This is a genomic window from Thermosulfurimonas sp. F29, assembly GCF_019688735.1.
Classification (GTDB): domain Bacteria; phylum Desulfobacterota; class Thermodesulfobacteria; order Thermodesulfobacteriales; family Thermodesulfobacteriaceae; genus Thermosulfurimonas_A.
Genome location: NZ_JAIFYA010000002.1, coordinates 300253 through 317999, shown reverse-complemented (window position 1 = coordinate 317999; position 17747 = coordinate 300253). Strand labels below are relative to the sequence as shown.

16 protein-coding genes are annotated in these 17747 nt (G+C 55.0%); 14 read left to right on the top strand and 2 right to left on the bottom strand.

Annotated elements, in window-relative coordinates; genetic code table 11:
• A complete protein-coding gene (locus K3767_RS06180; protein WP_221172698.1) occupies positions 1–942 on the bottom strand; it encodes a hydrogenase small subunit in 942 nt (313 codons plus the stop codon).
• Between the two features lie 12 nt (positions 943–954).
• Positions 955–2418 (bottom strand): nickel-dependent hydrogenase large subunit, encoded by a 1464-nt coding sequence (locus K3767_RS06175; RefSeq protein ID WP_221172697.1) that lies wholly within the window; start codon positions 2416–2418, stop codon positions 955–957.
• Positions 2419–2582: 164 nt separating this feature from the next.
• Here K3767_RS06175 and K3767_RS06170 point away from each other — a divergent pair, with 164 nt between their 5' ends.
• The 14 genes from K3767_RS06170 (at position 2583) to der (ending at position 17743) form a co-directional block, all read left to right on the top strand.
• A complete protein-coding gene (locus K3767_RS06170) occupies positions 2583–3497 on the top strand; it encodes a hypothetical protein (protein WP_221172696.1) in 915 nt (304 codons plus the stop codon).
• A gap of 191 nt (positions 3498–3688) precedes the next feature.
• Positions 3689–3868, top strand: coding sequence for a hypothetical protein (locus K3767_RS06165; protein WP_221172695.1), 180 nt, complete (start codon positions 3689–3691; stop codon positions 3866–3868).
• 101 nt (positions 3869–3969) lie between these two features.
• Positions 3970–5400: a NapC/NirT family cytochrome c gene (locus tag K3767_RS06160; RefSeq protein ID WP_221172694.1), complete on the top strand. Its 1431-nt coding sequence runs from the start codon at positions 3970–3972 to the stop codon at positions 5398–5400.
• 275 nt (positions 5401–5675) lie between these two features.
• Positions 5676–6839 carry an NrfD/PsrC family molybdoenzyme membrane anchor subunit gene (nrfD, locus tag K3767_RS06155; RefSeq protein ID WP_221172693.1) on the top strand — a complete coding sequence of 388 codons (1164 nt, stop codon included), beginning with the start codon at positions 5676–5678 and terminating at the stop codon, positions 6837–6839.
• 28 nt (positions 6840–6867) lie between these two features.
• A complete protein-coding gene (locus K3767_RS06150) occupies positions 6868–7632 on the top strand; it encodes a 4Fe-4S dicluster domain-containing protein (protein ID WP_221172692.1) in 765 nt (254 codons plus the stop codon).
• Positions 7633–7653: 21 nt separating this feature from the next.
• A complete protein-coding gene (locus K3767_RS06145; protein WP_221172691.1) occupies positions 7654–8070 on the top strand; it encodes a cytochrome c3 family protein in 417 nt (138 codons plus the stop codon).
• A gap of 73 nt (positions 8071–8143) precedes the next feature.
• Positions 8144–8617: a peptidylprolyl isomerase gene (locus K3767_RS06140; RefSeq protein ID WP_221172690.1), complete on the top strand. Its 474-nt coding sequence runs from the start codon at positions 8144–8146 to the stop codon at positions 8615–8617.
• Positions 8614–9837 carry a cofactor-independent phosphoglycerate mutase gene (locus K3767_RS06135; protein WP_221172689.1) on the top strand — a complete coding sequence of 408 codons (1224 nt, stop codon included), beginning with the start codon at positions 8614–8616 and terminating at the stop codon, positions 9835–9837. Before K3767_RS06140 ends, K3767_RS06135 begins: the two co-directional genes overlap by 4 nt.
• A gap of 5 nt (positions 9838–9842) precedes the next feature.
• Positions 9843–11453 (top strand): L-aspartate oxidase, encoded by a 1611-nt coding sequence (gene nadB, locus K3767_RS06130; protein ID WP_221172688.1) that lies wholly within the window; start codon positions 9843–9845, stop codon positions 11451–11453.
• 45 nt (positions 11454–11498) lie between these two features.
• A complete protein-coding gene (locus K3767_RS06125; RefSeq protein WP_221172687.1) occupies positions 11499–12212 on the top strand; it encodes a YggS family pyridoxal phosphate-dependent enzyme in 714 nt (237 codons plus the stop codon).
• 10 nt (positions 12213–12222) lie between these two features.
• A complete protein-coding gene (locus tag K3767_RS06120; RefSeq protein ID WP_221172686.1) occupies positions 12223–14502 on the top strand; it encodes a ComEC/Rec2 family competence protein in 2280 nt (759 codons plus the stop codon).
• Positions 14468–14896: an archease gene (locus K3767_RS06115; RefSeq protein WP_221172685.1), complete on the top strand. Its 429-nt coding sequence runs from the start codon at positions 14468–14470 to the stop codon at positions 14894–14896. The genes K3767_RS06120 and K3767_RS06115 overlap by 35 nt, the downstream gene beginning before the upstream one ends.
• Positions 14893–16431 carry an ASKHA domain-containing protein gene (locus K3767_RS06110; protein ID WP_221172684.1) on the top strand — a complete coding sequence of 513 codons (1539 nt, stop codon included), beginning with the start codon at positions 14893–14895 and terminating at the stop codon, positions 16429–16431. The genes K3767_RS06115 and K3767_RS06110 overlap by 4 nt, the downstream gene beginning before the upstream one ends.
• Entirely contained in the window at positions 16424–17743 is a 1320-nt protein-coding gene (der, locus tag K3767_RS06105) for a ribosome biogenesis GTPase Der (protein ID WP_221172683.1), read from the top strand. The genes K3767_RS06110 and der overlap by 8 nt, the downstream gene beginning before the upstream one ends.
• The last annotated feature ends 4 nt before the right edge of the window (positions 17744–17747 follow it).

The following is a 17747-nucleotide window of genomic DNA, read 5'->3' as shown; positions in this document are numbered from 1 at the left end:
TTAACCTCCGATAAAGGCCTCGGGTTTTATCTTCCGGGGATCGGTATAAATTCCTTCCTCCCTGGACCAGGGCCAGGCCGGATGAGCACATCCCACACAGGGCGTATTGGCATCCACGCACCAGGAGGTGTTACGATTCCAGCGCCTTAAGGGACAATCGGCATGGGTTACCGGTCCCCGGCATCCCATTCTGAAGAGACACTTTCTCTTGTCCCGGGCATAATCCATGACATATTGGTCCTGGTTGAACCACTGAAAACGCTGACAGTTCTGATGAATGACCTCCTCGTAGTACATCACCGGCCTTCCATCCTTGTCCAGTTTCGGCAACCGTCCGTAAGCCACGAAATAGGCCACCGTGCCGGTAAAACGCACCCCGTTCATGGGACAGCCCGGGATTCTTACCACCGGCTTTTCAATACCCGTTCTTCCGAGATACTCCGGAACGCTTACAGCCCCGGTCTCGGGATTTTTAGCGGGAATTCCTCCGTAAGAGGCACAGGTCCCGCAGGCTACAACCGCCAGGGCCGGTTCAACCACCTCTTTCAGGAAATCCGCCAGATAATCCTCCCCCAGGGTGCACGCGCCCTTCATTTTCATCGGAATGGTTCCCTCAAAGCAGAGGATGTAGCCCCCGGCCCTTCTCATGTCCCGAATAATTCTCAGCACCTCTTCACCCTGAGCCACGGAAAGAACCGGATGAAACTTGAGATCCACCAGAGCCGTAAGCAACGGCACCAGCCCCGGAGAATCGCAGTAAACCAGAGATACAGAATCCCCGGAACAGGCCTGCCCCGTAAGCCATATCACGGGTGGTTCCTTCCGGGCGATTTTCATAAAGGCCCGGGCAAGGTCCTCCGTGAGAGACTCCGTGCCACAGAGGGCTACGGATAGTTTCCCGCAAAACTTGAGGAACTCTCGGCGATTAAGGTAAAGATCCATCAGCCCCCCTCCTCAGTGGATGCTGCAGGCCAGACAGGGATCGTAACTTCTGACCACCCTTCCCACCTCTATCAGCCCCTCCCCGAATCGCACCGGACACCCCTCCAGGGCCTTTTCCACCGGCCCGGGTTTCCCCTCCGCGTCCCTGGGAGAAAAATTCCAGGTGCTCGGCACCACGCACTGATAACGGGTTATGCGGCCCCTTTCGGCCTCAACATAATGGAGGAGCTCCCCCCGGGCGGCGTTGGATAAGCCCAGGCCCGAACCGCTTACCGCGGCCTCGGGATTTACGGTCACTATGGTTGGCTGAGTAAAGTCAAGGGCCGAAAGAGCTTCCTGACAGAATTCCAGAAGTATCACCGATTCCACCGCCCGGGAAAGATGACGCCCCATGGTGGAAAAGATGGCCTCCCTGGCTTGCTTCAGAGTTTTGAGACGCTTGAGGAGTAAGGCCCTTCCTTTTTGGGAAAACCAGACCCGGGAAAGTGGCCCGGTTTCCATGGGATGGCCATCGTAGCGCGGAGCCTTGATCCAGGAATAGGCCCCGGCCTTCCCGTAGGCCGGCCTGGTCTCCCCCTCCCGGAAACTACGGAGACCGCCCTCGTAATAGGAATGCGCTACATGCTCCACGATCTTTTCCACCTCAAACGGCCTTTCCTCGAAGTTTATGAGTACCCCGGGCCGGGATAGGGGCTCTCCAAGGGAGGCAAATCCTCCATAGGAAATGAGGTTGAAGTACCCCCGACCGATCCTGAAATATTCACGGTAGATCCCGGCCAGTCTTTCCACATCCGGAAGATAGGTCGTCACCGCAAACCGATAAAGCTCGTCAACGATCTCCGAAACCTTGGCCGCCTTTTCCGGGGTGAGTTCCACCGTGACTCCCCCGGGAAAGATGGCATGAGTAAAGGGCACCTTCCCCCCGAAGACCGCCAGAGCCTGCGCGCCCCGCCCCACTACCTCCAGGGCCTCAAAATAATGGGCTACAAAAGGCAGGGCCTGAGAGGGCTCGGAGAGATAATCCCCCGGAACCTTCTTCACGAAAAGCCAGGGCTTGCGGATCCTGACCCACTCCCTTAAGTGCTTTAGAGCCGGATCTCTTCCCCGATAGGAAAGCACGACGGCAAAGTCCACATAATCCGGGAGCGCGAGGTGATAAAAGTGGAGGATGTGGTCGGTGGCCATGTGGAGGGCCAGGATTATGTCCTGCAGTAGGCGTCCGTTGGGCGGTGGTTCAATCCCGTAGAGTTGGGCCAGGGCCCGGGCCGAGGCTACCCCGTGAACCTCGTGACAAACTCCGCAGATACGCTGGGTAATACGCTGAGCGTCAAGCGGTCTTCGCCCCACTAACAGATTCTCAAAACCTCGATACATCTCCCCGCGGCAGCGCGCCGAGACCACTACCCCATCCCGCACCTCGGTTTCCACACTGAGGTGCCCTTCTATCCGTGTAAGCGGTGAAAGGGTCTTTTTCATCGCGTACGATCCGATCTTCCGGATTATTTTTTTTACTTGTAGCAAAGACTTTAAAAGAAAGTCAATACCTCTATAATTATCCTTTATTCTTGTAAAACTTTTACGGGCATGAAAAAATATCCGGCGGATTCCGCCATGTGGGGCGACAGAAGCAGGATATACTTATGATCCGGGACCGGCGTATGATGGCTCTCCGGAAAATTTACGGCCCGCTGGCTCTGGGAGTATTCCTGACTGCGGCTATCGGGTTGGCTCTGGGCTGTCCCTTCCTGAAGACCTGGTTTTATCTCTTCGCCTGGTGGAACTACATCTTTTTCGTGGACTGGCTCAACCTTAGGCTAAAAGGTTCTTCCCGGCTCACCTCCGGGCCCCGGGAGTTCCTGGAACTTTCCTTTATTTCGGTGTTCGTGTGGCTGGTTTTTGAATGGTTCAATCTCTTTCTTAAGAACTGGGCCTATGTCAATGTGCCCGCCTCACTCTGGGTGCGCTGGCTCGGATATACTCTGGCCTTTGCCACCGTCCTTCCGGGCATCTTTGAAACCTACGATTTACTCGATTACCTCTGGAAAGCTCCTTTTAAAGTCCGTCCCGTTCCGGATCCCCCCCGATGGTTTCCCCTCCTCACCGTTTTAGGATTACTATGTGCCCTGTTGCCCGTGGCCTATCCCCGCTACTTTTTCCCTCTGGTCTGGGCCTGGGGCTTTTTGCTCCTTGAGCCCATCAATTACCTGCTTCGACCTGAGGATTCTCTTCTGGAAGATCTCCGGCGGGGTTCCTTTCGGCGCCCCGCCCTTCTTCTTTTATCAGGACTTATATGCGGATTTTTCTGGGAGTCCTGGAACTACTGGGCCGGTACCAAGTGGATATACACGCTGCCCTGGGAGTGGCTCATGCGTTTCAAGCTTTTTGAGATGCCCGTGGCCGGATATCTCGGGTTTCCTCCCTTCGCCTGGGAATGCTGGTCAATGTGGTATTTCATTTCGCTAAGGCGCTCTCGTTGGCTATATTTGATGATTTCTCTTTTCTGTATTTATGTCTTTCATAAAATCGATTACAATACGATTGTTTGTTTCCGATAAATTTAAAAATCCGGTTTAACAATTTTTATTCGTAATTTTTAGTGGAGATTAGAATTATAAAAAGTTGGAAATTGCTATTTCCATATTGACAGGTTTTTGGTTCTCTGGTATTGCTGTTCTAGGAATTTATGGTATTGACATGGGTAAAAAGGTAAGATATACTTTTAGAAAATCCCTAAGGAGGTCCTAAGATGAAAGGGTTGAAAGAATTGGTGCTTTTGGTGTTAGGGTTGGTCGGGTTTATGGTATTGGGACCGTTTGCTATTATTCCTGCGCTGGCTGGTTTGGCGTTTATTGCCAGGATGGGAACCGCCTATCATTCTGTCTCTGATGCTGAGAAAGGGATGGATGTAGCTGCTGTTACTTCTTAAAGATTTTACCTCAAAAGTTGTAACCCTTGAGAAAAGGGGGGCGGGAGCCCCCCTTTAAAATGTTCTAAATATACCCAAAATTTTTATTAAGGAGGGGTGTAATGCTAAGGGAGGGGTGGATTTTTTTTAGAAATTTTATCAAACAGAATAAGTTTTGTCTTATTGGTACTATAATTTTGCTTATAACAGTTCCGCCTCTTACAATATTTTCTTTTATAGATAGTACTTACCATGTTTCCTCTCCTGTATGGCAAGAAATATTCTATCTGGGAATTTTCCCTTTGATGGTTTTTGGTTTAGCTCTGTTTTGTGTGGGTATTTTTATTTCTCGCCAAGGTTTTTTCTCTCCAGCTGTTATTGGAGAATTGATTAAAAAAGCTGATAAGGCTAAGGTATTGAAAGAAACCGCTTTAGTAACTTCTGTAGTTCTAACTCTTGTTCTTATTTGTATGGGAGCTATTGTATATAGTGCTTACCATTATACAGAATCAGTTAATTTTTGTGGTAGGCTATGTCATAGAGTGATGAAGCCGGAGTATACCGCCTACCAACATTCCCCCCATTCTCATGTGAAATGTGTTGAATGTCATATTGGTCCCGGAGCAAGTTGGTTTGTGAAATCAAAATTATCCGGTATGAGAGAAGTAGTGGAATATTTAAGTAATAAGTATCCGCGTCCTATTCCTACTCCTCTTCATAACCTTCGTCCTGCCAGGGAGACCTGTGAGGAATGTCATCGTCCGGAGTTCTTTATAGGTTATAAATTAGTTATTAAGGAAAAAAGAGCCCCTGATGAAAAAAATAGCAAACTTTACACCATTCTTTTAATGAAAACCGGAACCGGCGGTATGCGGGCGAACAGGGCTCAGGGGATCCATTGGCATGTTTCTCCTGAGGTACAGATATTTTACAAATATACTGACGAGAAAAGGGAGAATATTGTAGAGGTAGTAAAGATTGAAAACGGAAAGAAGACTATATTTAAGAAAAGTGAGGAAGCAGACTCTGAGGGTAAACCTGAGGAGAAAGAAGTACATATTCGCAAAATGGATTGTCTGGATTGTCATAATCGTCCTACTCATATCTTCCACTCTCCTGAAGAGGCTATAGATCTAGAATTTGTTCAGGGGAAAATGCCTGAAGATATACCTTTTATCAAAAAAGTATCTCTGGAAGCCATAACCAAGAAATACGCTTCAAGGGAAGAGGCTCGGCAAAAAATAAGTGAATATATCCTGTCGTTCTATAAGAAAAATTATCCGGAGCTGGTTAAGAAAGATTCACAAAAAATACAGGAAGCTATAAAGGCATCTATTGAAGCGTATATGCTTAATGTATTTCCTGAAATGAGAATATCCTGGAATACATATCCTAATTTTCTCAGTCATAAGGGATGCTGGAGATGTCATAATGATGAGTTTGAAAGTAAGGATGGAGAAACAATTACTCAAGACTGCACATTGTGCCATAATTTGCTGGCCGAAGATGAACAAAATCCTGAGGTCTTAGATACTATAGTGGGAGAGGAATAAGTGGATCAGAATTAATAATAACAATCAATTCTAGTTATTCCGGGAGGTCCGGTTCCATTCCGGGCCTCCCGTGTTCTCCTGCACGAGATTTTAGGACTTCCCTCCTCTAGGGGTCTGAAATTTGTCTCTTCTTGTAAAAGATAGGTCAAAAATTTTTTAACATCTTCATATCCACTTTATAGTCCCGTAATTAGAAAAAATCAGATTTGACTATCCCTATTTCGCTCTGATATAAGAAAATCTAAACTCCAAATTTGCTGATAAGGAGGTTTTTTATGCTTACAGCTCAGTCGGAAGTTAGAAATTCTAAGATTATAGCTCTGTTTGTAATTTCCTTAATTTTATTAGGAATAGGTTTAGTTACAGGAATAAGAAGTTTTATGGTAGGACATTTGGAAGCTTATGGAGTTACACGAGAGATTCCCTGGGGTATTTTGATTTCTACTTATGTATTTTGGGTAGTAACATCTACCGGACTATGTCTTACCTCCTCTATAGGACATGTGTTTGGATATAAACCCATGGAACCGGTAGCGAGTCGGAGTATTTTTCTTGCTATATGTACCATATTGGCCGGCTTTTTTGCCATAGGGCTGGAACTTGAAAATCCATGGCGACTGCCCATCTGGAATGCTCTTTCCCCCAATCTTCGGTCAAACATCTGGTGGATGGGGACCCTTTACGGAGCTTATCTGTTTTTTATGCTTATTGAGTTCGGTCTTATAAGGTTGGGAAGGCATAAGGAAGCGGCTCTGGCCGGTCTTATGGGGGTTATTTCCGGAGTAGCCGCACACAGTAACCTGGGAGCCGTCTTCGGCCTTATTCATGCCCATGAATTCTGGTACGGACCTTATATGCCTATCTATTTTATCGCTTCGGCCATGATGAGTGGAGCTGCAGCAATTATTTTCTTCACCTGGCTGGCTTATAGGCTCTCCGAACGCCCCATGGAAGATTCCGTACGGGAGGCCCTTCGGGTAACCGGGAAGGTCTATGCTCTTCTTACCGCGGTGGTAATCTTCTTTACGATCTGGAAAATCATTGCCAGCCTGGCTGGAAAACCACACGGCAAATGGGAAACTATTATGGCTATGCTGAAGGGACCTTTTGCCTTTAATTTCTGGGTCTTTGAGGTCTTCCTGGGGCTGGTATTACCCTTCTTGGTGGTAGTGGGAGTCCGGGCTCGGGATATTAATGCCATGGCTTATGTATCCGGATTAGCCCTGCTGGCTATCTTTGTTATGCGTTACGACCTGGTCATCGGGGGACAGATAGTCCCTCACTATGCGGGAATGCATATTTACGGGCTGCCGGAATATTATCATTATGTTCCATCTCTTTCTGAGTGGTTGATAGTAATAGGATCGCTGGGACTATTTGGCTCGCTTTTCCTCTGGGGAGAGATGACTTTTGACGGGCATCGGCCTGAGGAGCATTAAAAATTCGTTAAAAGAGGGGGTGTGTGTCATGTTTAAAAACTTTGCCAAATGGATTAAGAGGCTACCAAATGAAGGGGTGGAGCATATTTCTACGGAGGAAAGAAGGCTTTTTCTCAAGATGGGATTGGTAATCACCGGAGTTTATGCCGGAGGGAAATTACTTTCCGTAGTATCCAAAGTCCAGGAGGTATATGCGGACATTCCCGAATATGTAGGGCATTATCCCTATAAGCCGCATTACAGCATGGTCTTGCGCACTGATCGGTGTATTGATTGTGAACGCTGTATGGAGGCGTGTCGAAAAACAAATAATGTACCTCCTTATGGCTGGAGAACCCGTATTCTTGAGCAACATCTTCCCACTGATAATAAGGGGGGTTGGGAACGACGATTTATGCCCATTCTGTGTAACCACTGCAACGAACCACCCTGTGTAAGAGTGTGCCCCACCAAGGCCACCTTTAAGGATCCTGAAACGGGCATTGTTCGGGTAAATCCCCGAAAATGTATCGGCTGTAAGACCTGTGCCGCGGCCTGCCCCTATGATATGCGCTACTTCAATGAGGAAAAACGAGCCATCGATAAATGCGACTTTTGCTGGGAATCCCGTCTTTCCAAGGGTAAATTCCCTACCGCCTGCGCCAAAGCCTGTCCGGCGGGGGTTCGAATCTTCGGAGATCTCTCTGATCCCGAAAGTCGGGTGTTTCAGTTGGTTCACGATCCTCATAGAGCCATATGGGTGTTGAGACCGGAAATAGGAGCCAGACCCAATGTATTTTATACCATCAATTAATACACTTAAGGAGGGATTATCATGAAAAGGATCCTTATTCTGTTAATTATTTTTCTAGCAGTAGGGTTGACCTTTCATATCTGGCCCACTTTCAGTCAATCACAGAATGATCAGGAAGAGGCCGAGTATCCCACCGAGCCCATTATTTTTACTAAACCGCTTAAAGCCGTGATTTTTGACCATAAGGTTCATGTAGAAAAAGCCGGTCTTTCCTGTGAGGATTGTCATGAAGATTTATTTGAAATGGAAGCGGGAAGTACTCAAAAGAATGAGGATTTTAATATGCAGGCTCTTTATAACGGAAAATACTGTGGAGCCTGTCATGATGGAGAGACAGCCTTTGCTTCCAATACCCGCTGCGCTACCTGTCACATAGGAGTTATGGGATATAAGCGACTGGTAAAACATTCGGAGACTGAATCATCTGGTAAGGAATAAGGCTATTTAAAACCTCTTGTCTTAGTATAGAACTGATATTATCTTCCCCCTCGTAAAGAGGGGGTTTTTATCTTTGGGGCCGGAGATCGAAAAGGGAGATCGAGTCACCTTTAAATATCAGGTTTTCTCCGAGGCGTCCCTGGTGGACGCCTCGGAAAGACCGGTCACCATCGTCGTTGGAGAGGGCCGTTTTCCGCCCTCCGTGGAGACAGCCCTTATCGGAAAGAGAGAGGGCGAAAGGGTCTCCGTGTGGGTACCACCGGAGGAGCACTACGGACGCTACGATCCTAAAAAGGTGCGCCTGATACCCGTGGAAAAGCTCCCCCGGGAGGCCCGCCCCGGGGAGACCGTCTTCGTCCAGGACGAGCTGGGAGTCCTGCATCCCGCCCGGCTCGCCCGAAAGGACCCCCGCGTAGCCGTGGTGGACCTGAATCATCCCCTGGCCGGGAAATATTTGCGTTTTGACCTCGAAATCGTTAAGGTGGAAAAGCCCGTCCCCGAGGAAATCGAAGGCGAACCATCTCAGGAAAGGAGGGCTGAAACATGAAGTACATCGTGCTGGTGGGTGACGGAATGGGGGACTTTCCCCTTAAAGAGCTCTCGGAAAGAACTCCTCTTGAGGTGGCCACCACCCCTGGGCTTGATTTCCTGGCCGAACACGGAGAACTGGGGCTGGTTCAGACCATACCGCAGGGTATGCACCCCGGAAGCGATGTGGCCAATATGAGTCTTCTGGGCTATCCTCCCGAGGAAAAGTACACCGGTCGGGGACCCATCGAAGCCGCAAGTCTGGGGATTCCCATGCGTCCCGAGGATGTGGCCTTTCGGTGCAACCTGGTAACCCTCAAGAAGGTGGGACAGCACCTCGTCATGGAGGACTACAGCGCCGGGCACATCTCCACCGAAGAGGCCCGAACCATAATCGAGGATCTCAACCGGGAACTGGGTACGGACAAGTTTGAGCTCTTCTGCGGAAAGAGTTACCGTCACATTCTTCTGTGGCGGGGAGGTCCGGAGGGACTGCGCACCGTCCCCCCCCACGATCTCCTGGGCAAGAACATCTACCACGCGTGGCAGGCCTATCGGGAAGAACCCATCCTCAAGGATTTTTTGATCCGGGCCATCCGGATACTTGAAAAGCATCCGGTCAATCGTCGGCGCCAGGAACAGGGACTGCCCCCGGCCAACGCCCTGTGGCCCTGGGGACAGGGACGCATGCCTCAGCTGGAACCTTTCTCTGAAAAGTGGGGACTTTCCGGGGCGGTGGTGGCGGCGGTGGATCTCATAAAGGGTCTGGGGCGTCTTGCCGGACTGGACATCATCGAGGTGGAGGGAGCCACCGGTTATCTCGACACCAACTACGAGGGCAAGGCGCTCGCCGCCATAGAAGCCCTCAAGGAACGGGACTTCGTGTTCGTCCATGTGGAGGCCCCGGACGAGGCCTCCCATCAGGGCTCGGTGGATCTCAAGATCAAGGCCATTCAGGACTTCGACCGGTATGTGGTGCGGACCGTGATCGAAGAAGCCGCCGCCAACTTCGGAGAATATCGGATCCTCGCCGTTACCGACCACCTCACCCCCATCCCTCTCCGCACCCACTCCTCCAAACCCGTACCCTTCGTGATCTTCGACTCCAGAGACGAATCCGTGAGACGCTCGGAGGGTTTTTCCGAATCCACGGCCCGATCCACCGGGATCTTCATCCCCAACGGGGAGACCCTGATGAGCCGCTTCCTGGAGAGGGAGCCGCGACTGCCGCAGGAATAATTCGCATGGCCCGCAGGACGGACTTTCTCGTCATCGGTTCGGGAATAGCCGGTCTCTCGCTGGCCCTGAAACTGTCCTCCCTGGGTGAGGTATTGATAGTCACCAAGAAGAGGGCTCCGGAGGGGGCCACGGCCCTGGCCCAGGGAGGCATAGCCTGCGTGATCTCGGAAGACGATTCCTTCGAGCTGCACATAGAGGACACCCTCCGGGCCGGCGATGGACTCTGCCGCAGGGAGACCGTGGAACTGGTGGTGCGCCAGGCCCCGGAACGCATCCGGGAACTCGTGGAGCTGGGCGTGGAGTTCTCGAGGGACCCCGGAGATCCCCGGCGCTTCGAACTGGGGCTTGAGGGAGGACACAGTCGCCGACGCATCCTCCATGTGGAGGATCACACCGGACGGGAGATAGAAAAGGTCCTTCTGGAGAGGGTACGGGAAAATCCGAACATCGAGATCCTGGAAGGGCACCTCGCGGTGGACCTCATCACCACGGGAAAGATAGGCCGGGCCTCCGGGAAAAACCGCATCCTGGGTGCCTATGTGATGGAGTGGTCAACCCGGCGCATAGAGACCTTCCTGGCCCGGATGGTGGTGCTCGCCACCGGGGGGGCGGGAAAGGTCTACCTTTACACCAGCAATCCGGATACCGCCACCGGGGACGGCGTGGCGCTTGCGGTGCGGGCCGGAGCCCGGGCGGCCAACCTGGAGTTCGTGCAGTTTCATCCCACCTGCCTGTACCATCCCAGGGCCAAGAACTTCCTCATCTCCGAGGCCCTCCGGGGTGAAGGGGCGCGCCTTCTCGACCCGGAGGGACGACCCTTCATGCACAAATACGATCCCCGGGGAGAACTTGCCCCCCGCGACATCGTGGCCCGGGCCATAGACATGGAACTGAAACGCTCCGGCGCCGACCATGTGTGGCTGGACATCACGCACCGCCCCGCAGACTTCGTCCGCGAACGCTTTCCTTACATTTACGAAACCTGTCTGCGTTTCGGGATCGACATCACCCGGGAGCCCATCCCCGTGGTCCCCGCCGCCCACTACCTTTGTGGGGGCGTGCGCACGGATCTTTACGGGGAAACGGACATCCCCGGGCTCTTTGCGGTGGGAGAGTGTGCCTGCACCGGCCTTCACGGGGCCAATCGCCTGGCCTCCAATTCCCTGCTCGAAGCCCTGGTGTTCGCCCATCAGGCTGCCCTGCGTATCCGGGAGAGGTGGCCCGAATGGCGCGGGTGGTCTTTCCCCGAGGTGCCCGACTGGGATCCCGGTGGAGCGGTGGACATGGAGGAGAAGGTGCTCATTTCTCACAACTGGGATGCCATAAGGCGTCTCATGTGGAACTATGTGGGAATAGTGAGAAGCCTCGACCGCCTGGAGCTGGCCCGAAGGCGCCTTGAGTTTATCGCCCGGGAGGTGGAGGACCACTACTGGCGTTATCTCCTCACCCCGGAATTCGTGGAGCTTCGCAATCTATGCCAGGTGGCCCGCCTCATCGTGGCCTCCGCCCTTTCCCGCCGGGAATCCCGGGGAGCACACTACCTCCGTGAGTTCCCGGAAAAGGATCCGTCTTTTCAGAGGGAAACCGTGGTTTCCCGGGAGGCTCTCCGCCTTTAGCAAAGTTATTATATACTTTTTCGGGGAAAAGGAGGGAAGGCGTTTATGTCCACAGGGGAGGATGTGGCCACAAGACTGGCCCGTATCCGGGAAAGGGTGGCTGAGGCGGCGCTCAGGGTGGGACGCCGTCCCGAGGAGGTGCGCATCCTGGGGGCCGCCAAGGGGCAGAGTCCGGAAAAGATCCGGGAAGCCGCGGCCGCCGGCCTCACCCTCGTCGGAGAAAACTATGTTCAGGAAGCGGAAAGAAAGAAGAGGGAACTTACAGACCTTCCCTTGAGCTGGCACCTCATAGGTCCCCTCCAGAAGAACAAGGCCCGAAAGGCCCTGGGGCTTTTTGACCTCATCGAGACCGTGGATCGCCCCGAGATAGCCCGCCGGCTCTCCAACCTGGCCCGGGAGGCCGGACGGGTCCTTCCGGTCCTCATCCAGGTCAACATAGGACGGGAAAAAAACAAGGCCGGAGTCCTCCCGGAAGACCTGGAGGACCTGATCCGTTTTGTGGTGGAGCTTCCCAACCTGCACCTGAAAGGCCTCATGGCCCTCCCCCCCTACCGCGAGGACCCGGAAGAAGTGCGTCCTTATTTTCGAAAACTTCGGGAGTTACGCGATATAATTAAGGAAAAACTTGGTCTCAGTGACTTAACCGAACTTTCCATGGGAATGAGTCACGATTTTGAGGTGGCGGTGGAGGAGGGGGCCACCATCGTGCGGATCGGAACGGCTCTTTTCGGTCCGCGAACCTCCCGAAAAGGTGTCTAGATCCCCTCTTGTGGAAGGCGCGGCGGGGTTCTGGGCGGGGCTTCTGCTGGCCCTGTGGCACTCCCCGGCATGGATCCTCATCGTCGGAGTCTTCTTCGGAGCCGTCCTGCGGCGAGCGGTTATGGCTCTGGCCCTTTCCGCCGGTTTCTTTTACGGAACACTTTACCTCGGCTTCCTTCCCTCCCCTCCTCCGCAACGAGTGCTCCTTCTCGAAGGCAGGATAGAGGTCGTGCGTCCTCTGGAAAAGGGGGAAGCCCTCGTGGTAAAAAGTTCCTACGGGCGTGGGGAAATCTTCGTCGGTAATCTCCTTCCGGAATGCCTCCCAGGGGCGCACCTTCGGGCCCGGGTGCGAGTTCGGCACGGGGGCTATCTCAATCCCTTCTCCCCCGGACCGGAAGTCGGTCTCCTTTCCCGGGGCCTTTCCTTTCGCGCCTATGCGAAAACGCGGGAAGTCCTTTGCTACGGCGAAGGGTCGGACCTCCTCTCAAGGGCGCGGGAGCGTCTTCTCTTCTTCGCCCGGGGGCTATCCCCTCCGGCCGGAGGCCTCCTGGCCGCCCTCGTTCTGGGGGAAAAGGGTCTTCTTCCTTCCCCGATGCGGGACGAAGTGCGTCGCCGGGGAATTTATCACTTCCTTGCGGTCTCCGGTTTTCACCTGGGACTCCTCTTCGCCGGGCTCTACGGAATAGTCCGTCGCCTGTGGCCCAGATTCTTTGCCCGACCGGATCTTCCGGCCCAGATCCCGGCCCTGCTTGCCGGACTCCTCGGGGCCGTCCTTTACGCGGCCCTCTCCGGCTTCCCGACTTCAGCGGTACGGGCCCTCACCATGCTCTCCCTCTACACCCTGGCCCGCCTTCTCTTCCGCCGGACCACCGGATCCGACCTTCTGGCCGGAACGGTCCTCGTCCTCCTCATCGCTTTCCCCGGAAACGCTCTGGATCTCTCCTTCCGGCTCTCGGTGTTTGCGGTGGGCGGGGTGCTCCTGGCCTACCGGCTGAGCGACCCCTTTCTGGCCTCCTTAAGGCCCCTTATGCGTTACCCCCTCAGGGCCCTGGCCGTCTCCCTGGGAGCCTGGCTCCTCACCCTCCCCTTTCTCCTTTACACCTTCGGCGAGGTCCCCCTCCTGGGCCCGCTCTACACCCTCCTGTTTTCTCCCCTGTGGTGTTTTATCCTCATTCCCGGGGAGATCACGGTGGCCCTCCTGGCACCGTTTTTCCGGGAGGCGGCCTCCGGGCTGGCCGAAATCCTGGGACGCATCTTCGAGCTCTCCCTAACCCTGCCCCTTCCCTCCCCTACTCTGCGCCCTCCCTTTCCCGTGGGCCTCTTCGTGCTTTTTCTGATCCTTTTCGGAACGGGAATCCTCTGGACGGTGAAGGGAAAGCGCGGGAAGGCGATCCCGGCCTTTCTCTTCGCTTTTCTGATGGTGATTCTCGGAATCCGGGTGCGAGAATCCCTCTTCTATCTCCTGGTCCTCGACCTGGGTAAAGCCAATGCCGTCCTGGTTCACCTTCCGGGGAATCGGAACCTCCTTTTCGACGCCGGGGCCCGTTTCGGGGACTTCGACGCGGGAAGGTGGGTGACTGCTCCGGTGCCCAGGAAACTGGGAATAAAGGAGATCGATCTGGTGGTGCTATCCCATCCGGACCTGGATCACACCGGAGGGCTTCCCGCTCTGGCCGAGGAGTTTTATCTCCGGCACGTGCTTTCGGGAATTTTTCGGCGGGCCTCCTGGGAAAAAGTGGGGTGGATGGGAGATCTCGAGGAGCTTTCCTCCCCGCAGGCCCTGCGGATAAGGGGAGCGGAAGTGTTTCTCCTTCCGGGCCGGCCCTTTCCCGAAAACGAAAACCGGGAGAGCCTCGTGGCTTATCTGGAGTACCGGGGACTCACCATCTTTTTCCCCGGCGACATCGACCGCGTCAGACTCAGGCGCCTGTCCGGAGAAGGAGGCCTCCTTCCCGCCGAGATCTTCGTCCTTCCCCATCACGGAGCCCGTAACGGACTGTGGCCCCCGGCCTGGACGAAGATTCACCCCGCGGTGGCCCTGGCTCAGGCCCGGGGGATCCGTCATCCCCATCCGGTGGTGCGGAAATGGCTCGCCGCACGGGGGGTTCCTCTCTATGTGACCGGTGAAAGGGGAGCCCTCTTCGTCTTCCTTAAGGACGGGGGTTTCCTGATCTGTTCGGAGGAGGGATTACGCGGAGGCCTTCCTAAAGCCCTTCTCTGGCCTTATATTCCCTATGTGACCGGAAGGGGCTGCGATGAATACACGCTTCATTCCCTACGAAACCTTTGAGCACGGCGCGGACATAGGGGTGCGCGGAAGGGGACGCACCCCGGAGGAGGCCTTCGCCAACGGAGCCCGGGCCCTCTTCTCGCTGATGGTGGAAAGCTTCGAGGATGTCCGTACGGAGCACTCCGTGCCTGTAGAGGTCTCGGCCGAGACGCCCGAGGAACTTTTCGTGATGTGGCTCAACCGGCTCATCACCGTGAGTGATCTGGAGGGGATGGTCTTCCGGGATTTCGAGGTGCACATCTCCGGAGAGAGCCTCACCGCAAGGGCCCTGGGGGAACCCCTGGATCCGGAGCGCCACCGGCTGGGGGTAGAGGTTAAGGGGGCCACCTTTACGCTGGCCCGGGTGGAGAAGGAAGGGGATCTATGGATAGCCCAGTGCGTGGTGGATGTATGAAACCGGCGGTGGAAGTCTTCGATTTAGCCCTTCCCCGTCCCTCCCTCTCCGACCAGCGTTCGGACGAGAGGCGTCTGCGGGAGGCCTTACGGGATCGGCTGGGAGCCTCCCCCGCAATCCCCCTTTCCCTTCTGCGGGAACTTCCCGAACGGCTCCGGGCCTGGGACTTTTCCGTAAGGGTACTGGTGGGCCGGCGGGAAGAGGCCCCGGAGGTGCTTGAGGTGCGTCCTCCCGGGGACGAAAGTCCGATTCTCGGGCTGGGTATCGACCTGGGAAGCACCGGGGTGGCCCTTTATCTCGTGGATTTCGCGGCGCGAAAGGTCCTGAAGAGGACCTCCTTCCGGAATCCCCAGATTCCCTACGGTGAGGACATCCTCACGCGTCTTCACCGCGCCGCCCGTCCGGAGGGACTGGAGGAGTTGCGCCGGGTAACCCTGGAGGGACTGCGGAGAGAAATCGTCCGTTTCGTGGGGGAAGAAAACCTCTCGCGTCTTTACTATTACGCCTTTTGCGGAAACACCACCATGACCCACTTTTTCCTGGGCCTTCCCACCCGCTGGCTTTACCGGGAACCCTACATTCCCGCGGCAAACTGGGTGGACACCCTCAAGCTCAGGGAGGCGGAGCTTCCCGGTCATCCCGAGGGTCTCCTCTTCGTCTTCCCCTCCGGGGGGAGTTACTTCGGAGGAGACCTCATCGCCGGGCTCCTCTATGTGGGTCTTCACCGGGGCGAGGGTCTGAGTCTTTTCGTGGATGTGGGAACCAATGCGGAGATAGTGCTGGGGAACAGGGAATTTCTCCTGGCCTGTGCCGGGGCCGCCGGGCCGGCCCTGGAGGGAGGGGTGCTTTCCTGCGGTATGCAGGCCCGGGAGGGGGCCATTGAGGGGGTGCGTATCCGCAACGGACGGGTGGAGCTTCGCACCATCGGCGGAGGGCCTCCGGCGGGTATCTGCGGTTCCGGCACCATCGAGCTTCTGGCCGAACTCTTCCTGGCCGGCCTGGTGAATCCTCAGGGGATCTTTCAGCCGGACAGACTCCCGGATAGGTTCCGGGAAATCCGGGGAGAAAAGGCCTTCGTGCTCGCCGGGGAGGAGGAAACCGCTCACGGCCGCCCCGTATATGTGACCCAGGGAGAAATTAAAAATCTTATCCGTTCTAAAGGAGCAATGTATACTATGCTTAGAGTTATTTGCGAAAGCATAGGCGTAACCTTCGATGATATAGAGAATTTTTATGTAGCCGGAAGTTTCGGCACTCACATCGATCCGGAGGCGGCCATTACCATAGGGATGCTGCCGGATCTGCCCCGGGAGAAGTTTCGGGCGGTGGGGAACGCCGCCGGGGAGGGAACGGTGCGGTTTCTCCTTCAGGGTGACTTTGAGGAGGTGCGAGAGATTCTCTCCCGGCTCACCTATCTGGAGATGAATGTGGAGAATCGTTTCATGCAGCTCCTGACCGGGGCCCTCTTTCTGCCCCACACGGATCTGTCCCTCTTTCCCAGCGTGCGGGAGAAGTTGAGGTCGAGCCATGCCTAAGATAGCCCTGGTGGGACGCCCCAATGTGGGTAAGTCCACCCTTTTCAACACCCTTATCGGGGAACGAAAGGCCGTGGTGGAGCGGAGTCCGGGGGTCACGCGGGACCGTGTTTACGGAGAGGCGGAGATTCAGGGCCGGCGAATCACCTTCATCGACACCGGAGGGATCGAGCTCGAGAGCGAGGATCGTCTTCAGCGGGAGACCCTGCGCCAGGCCGAGGCGGCCCTTTCCGAAGCCGATCTGATCCTCTTCGTGGTGGACGCCAAGGAGGGGCTCACCCCTCTGGACGAGGAGGTGGCTGATCTGCTACGGGAACGGGGAAAACCGGTCCTCCTGGTGGTGAACAAGGTGGACGGCCGGCAGGATCTCCTCAACCTCTCCGAGTTTTATGCCCTGGGCATGGAACCCCTGATACCGATCTCGGCCCGACACCGCCGGGGTATCGAAGACCTGGAGGGCCTGATCCTGGAATTTCTCCCCGAGGAGGCGGAGGAGACCCCGCCGGAGGGGGAACTTCCTCCCGTAAGGGTGGCCATTCTGGGGCGTCCCAATGTGGGGAAGAGTTCCCTTCTCAACCGTCTGGTGGGATACGAGCGCATGATCGTATCCGACATCCCCGGCACCACCCGGGACAGCATCGACACCCTGCTCGAGCTTCCGGACGGTCGGCGTTATCTGCTGATAGACACCGCAGGGATCCGGCGCCGTCCGCGCATCAGGGCCCGGGTGGAAAAGTTCAGCGTGGACAAGGCCTTCGAGGCCCTGGATCGTGCCGAGGTGGCTCTTCTCGTCCTCACCGCCGAGGAGGGAATAACCGATCAGGATCAGAAGATCCTCTCCCAGATCGAGAAACGCCACAAGGCCTGCATAATTCTCGTGAACAAGTGGGATCTCCTGGACGGAAAACGCGAGCAGGGCAACATTTTGCTGGAAAGAATAAGATACGGAGCCCGTTTCGTCCCTTGGGCCCCTATCCTCACCATATCGGCCAGGACCGGACGACGGGTGAAGGAGGTCCTCCCCCTCATCGACGAGGTGTACGCGGAATACTCCCGTCGGGTACCCACCGCCAGGGTGAACCGGGTGCTGGAGGAGATCAAAAAAGAAAAGACCCTTTACACCCCCTCGGGAAAGAGATTAAAATTTTACTATGCCACTCAGGCGGAAATCCGGCCACCCACGGTGGTGGTCTTTACCAATTATCCGGACGAGATTCCCAAGAGCGTGGAGCGTTTCGTAAAAAATCGTCTGCGTACCCACCTGGGATTTGAAAAATCCCCCCTCAGGGTGATCTTTCGGGCCCGTCGTTAAGGTT

Excerpts from the sequence above, each read along its gene's own strand:
- K3767_RS06180 (WP_221172698.1), bottom strand. The coding sequence starts at position 942 with ATGGATCTTTACCTTAATCGCCGAGAGTTCCTCAAGTTTTGCGGGAAA.
- K3767_RS06175 (WP_221172697.1), bottom strand. The coding sequence starts at position 2,418 with ATGAAAAAGACCCTTTCACCGCTTACACGGATAGAAGGGCACCTCAGT.
- K3767_RS06170 (WP_221172696.1), top strand. The coding sequence starts at position 2,583 with ATGATCCGGGACCGGCGTATGATGGCTCTCCGGAAAATTTACGGCCCG.
- K3767_RS06165 (WP_221172695.1), top strand. The coding sequence starts at position 3,689 with ATGAAAGGGTTGAAAGAATTGGTGCTTTTGGTGTTAGGGTTGGTCGGG.
- K3767_RS06160 (WP_221172694.1), top strand. The coding sequence starts at position 3,970 with ATGCTAAGGGAGGGGTGGATTTTTTTTAGAAATTTTATCAAACAGAAT.
- nrfD (WP_221172693.1), top strand. The coding sequence starts at position 5,676 with ATGCTTACAGCTCAGTCGGAAGTTAGAAATTCTAAGATTATAGCTCTG.
- K3767_RS06150 (WP_221172692.1), top strand. The coding sequence starts at position 6,868 with ATGTTTAAAAACTTTGCCAAATGGATTAAGAGGCTACCAAATGAAGGG.
- K3767_RS06145 (WP_221172691.1), top strand. The coding sequence starts at position 7,654 with ATGAAAAGGATCCTTATTCTGTTAATTATTTTTCTAGCAGTAGGGTTG.
- K3767_RS06135 (WP_221172689.1), top strand. The coding sequence starts at position 8,614 with ATGAAGTACATCGTGCTGGTGGGTGACGGAATGGGGGACTTTCCCCTT.
- nadB (WP_221172688.1), top strand. The coding sequence starts at position 9,843 with ATGGCCCGCAGGACGGACTTTCTCGTCATCGGTTCGGGAATAGCCGGT.
- K3767_RS06125 (WP_221172687.1), top strand. The coding sequence starts at position 11,499 with ATGTCCACAGGGGAGGATGTGGCCACAAGACTGGCCCGTATCCGGGAA.
- K3767_RS06115 (WP_221172685.1), top strand. The coding sequence starts at position 14,468 with ATGAATACACGCTTCATTCCCTACGAAACCTTTGAGCACGGCGCGGAC.
- K3767_RS06110 (WP_221172684.1), top strand. The coding sequence starts at position 14,893 with ATGAAACCGGCGGTGGAAGTCTTCGATTTAGCCCTTCCCCGTCCCTCC.
- der (WP_221172683.1), top strand. The coding sequence starts at position 16,424 with ATGCCTAAGATAGCCCTGGTGGGACGCCCCAATGTGGGTAAGTCCACC.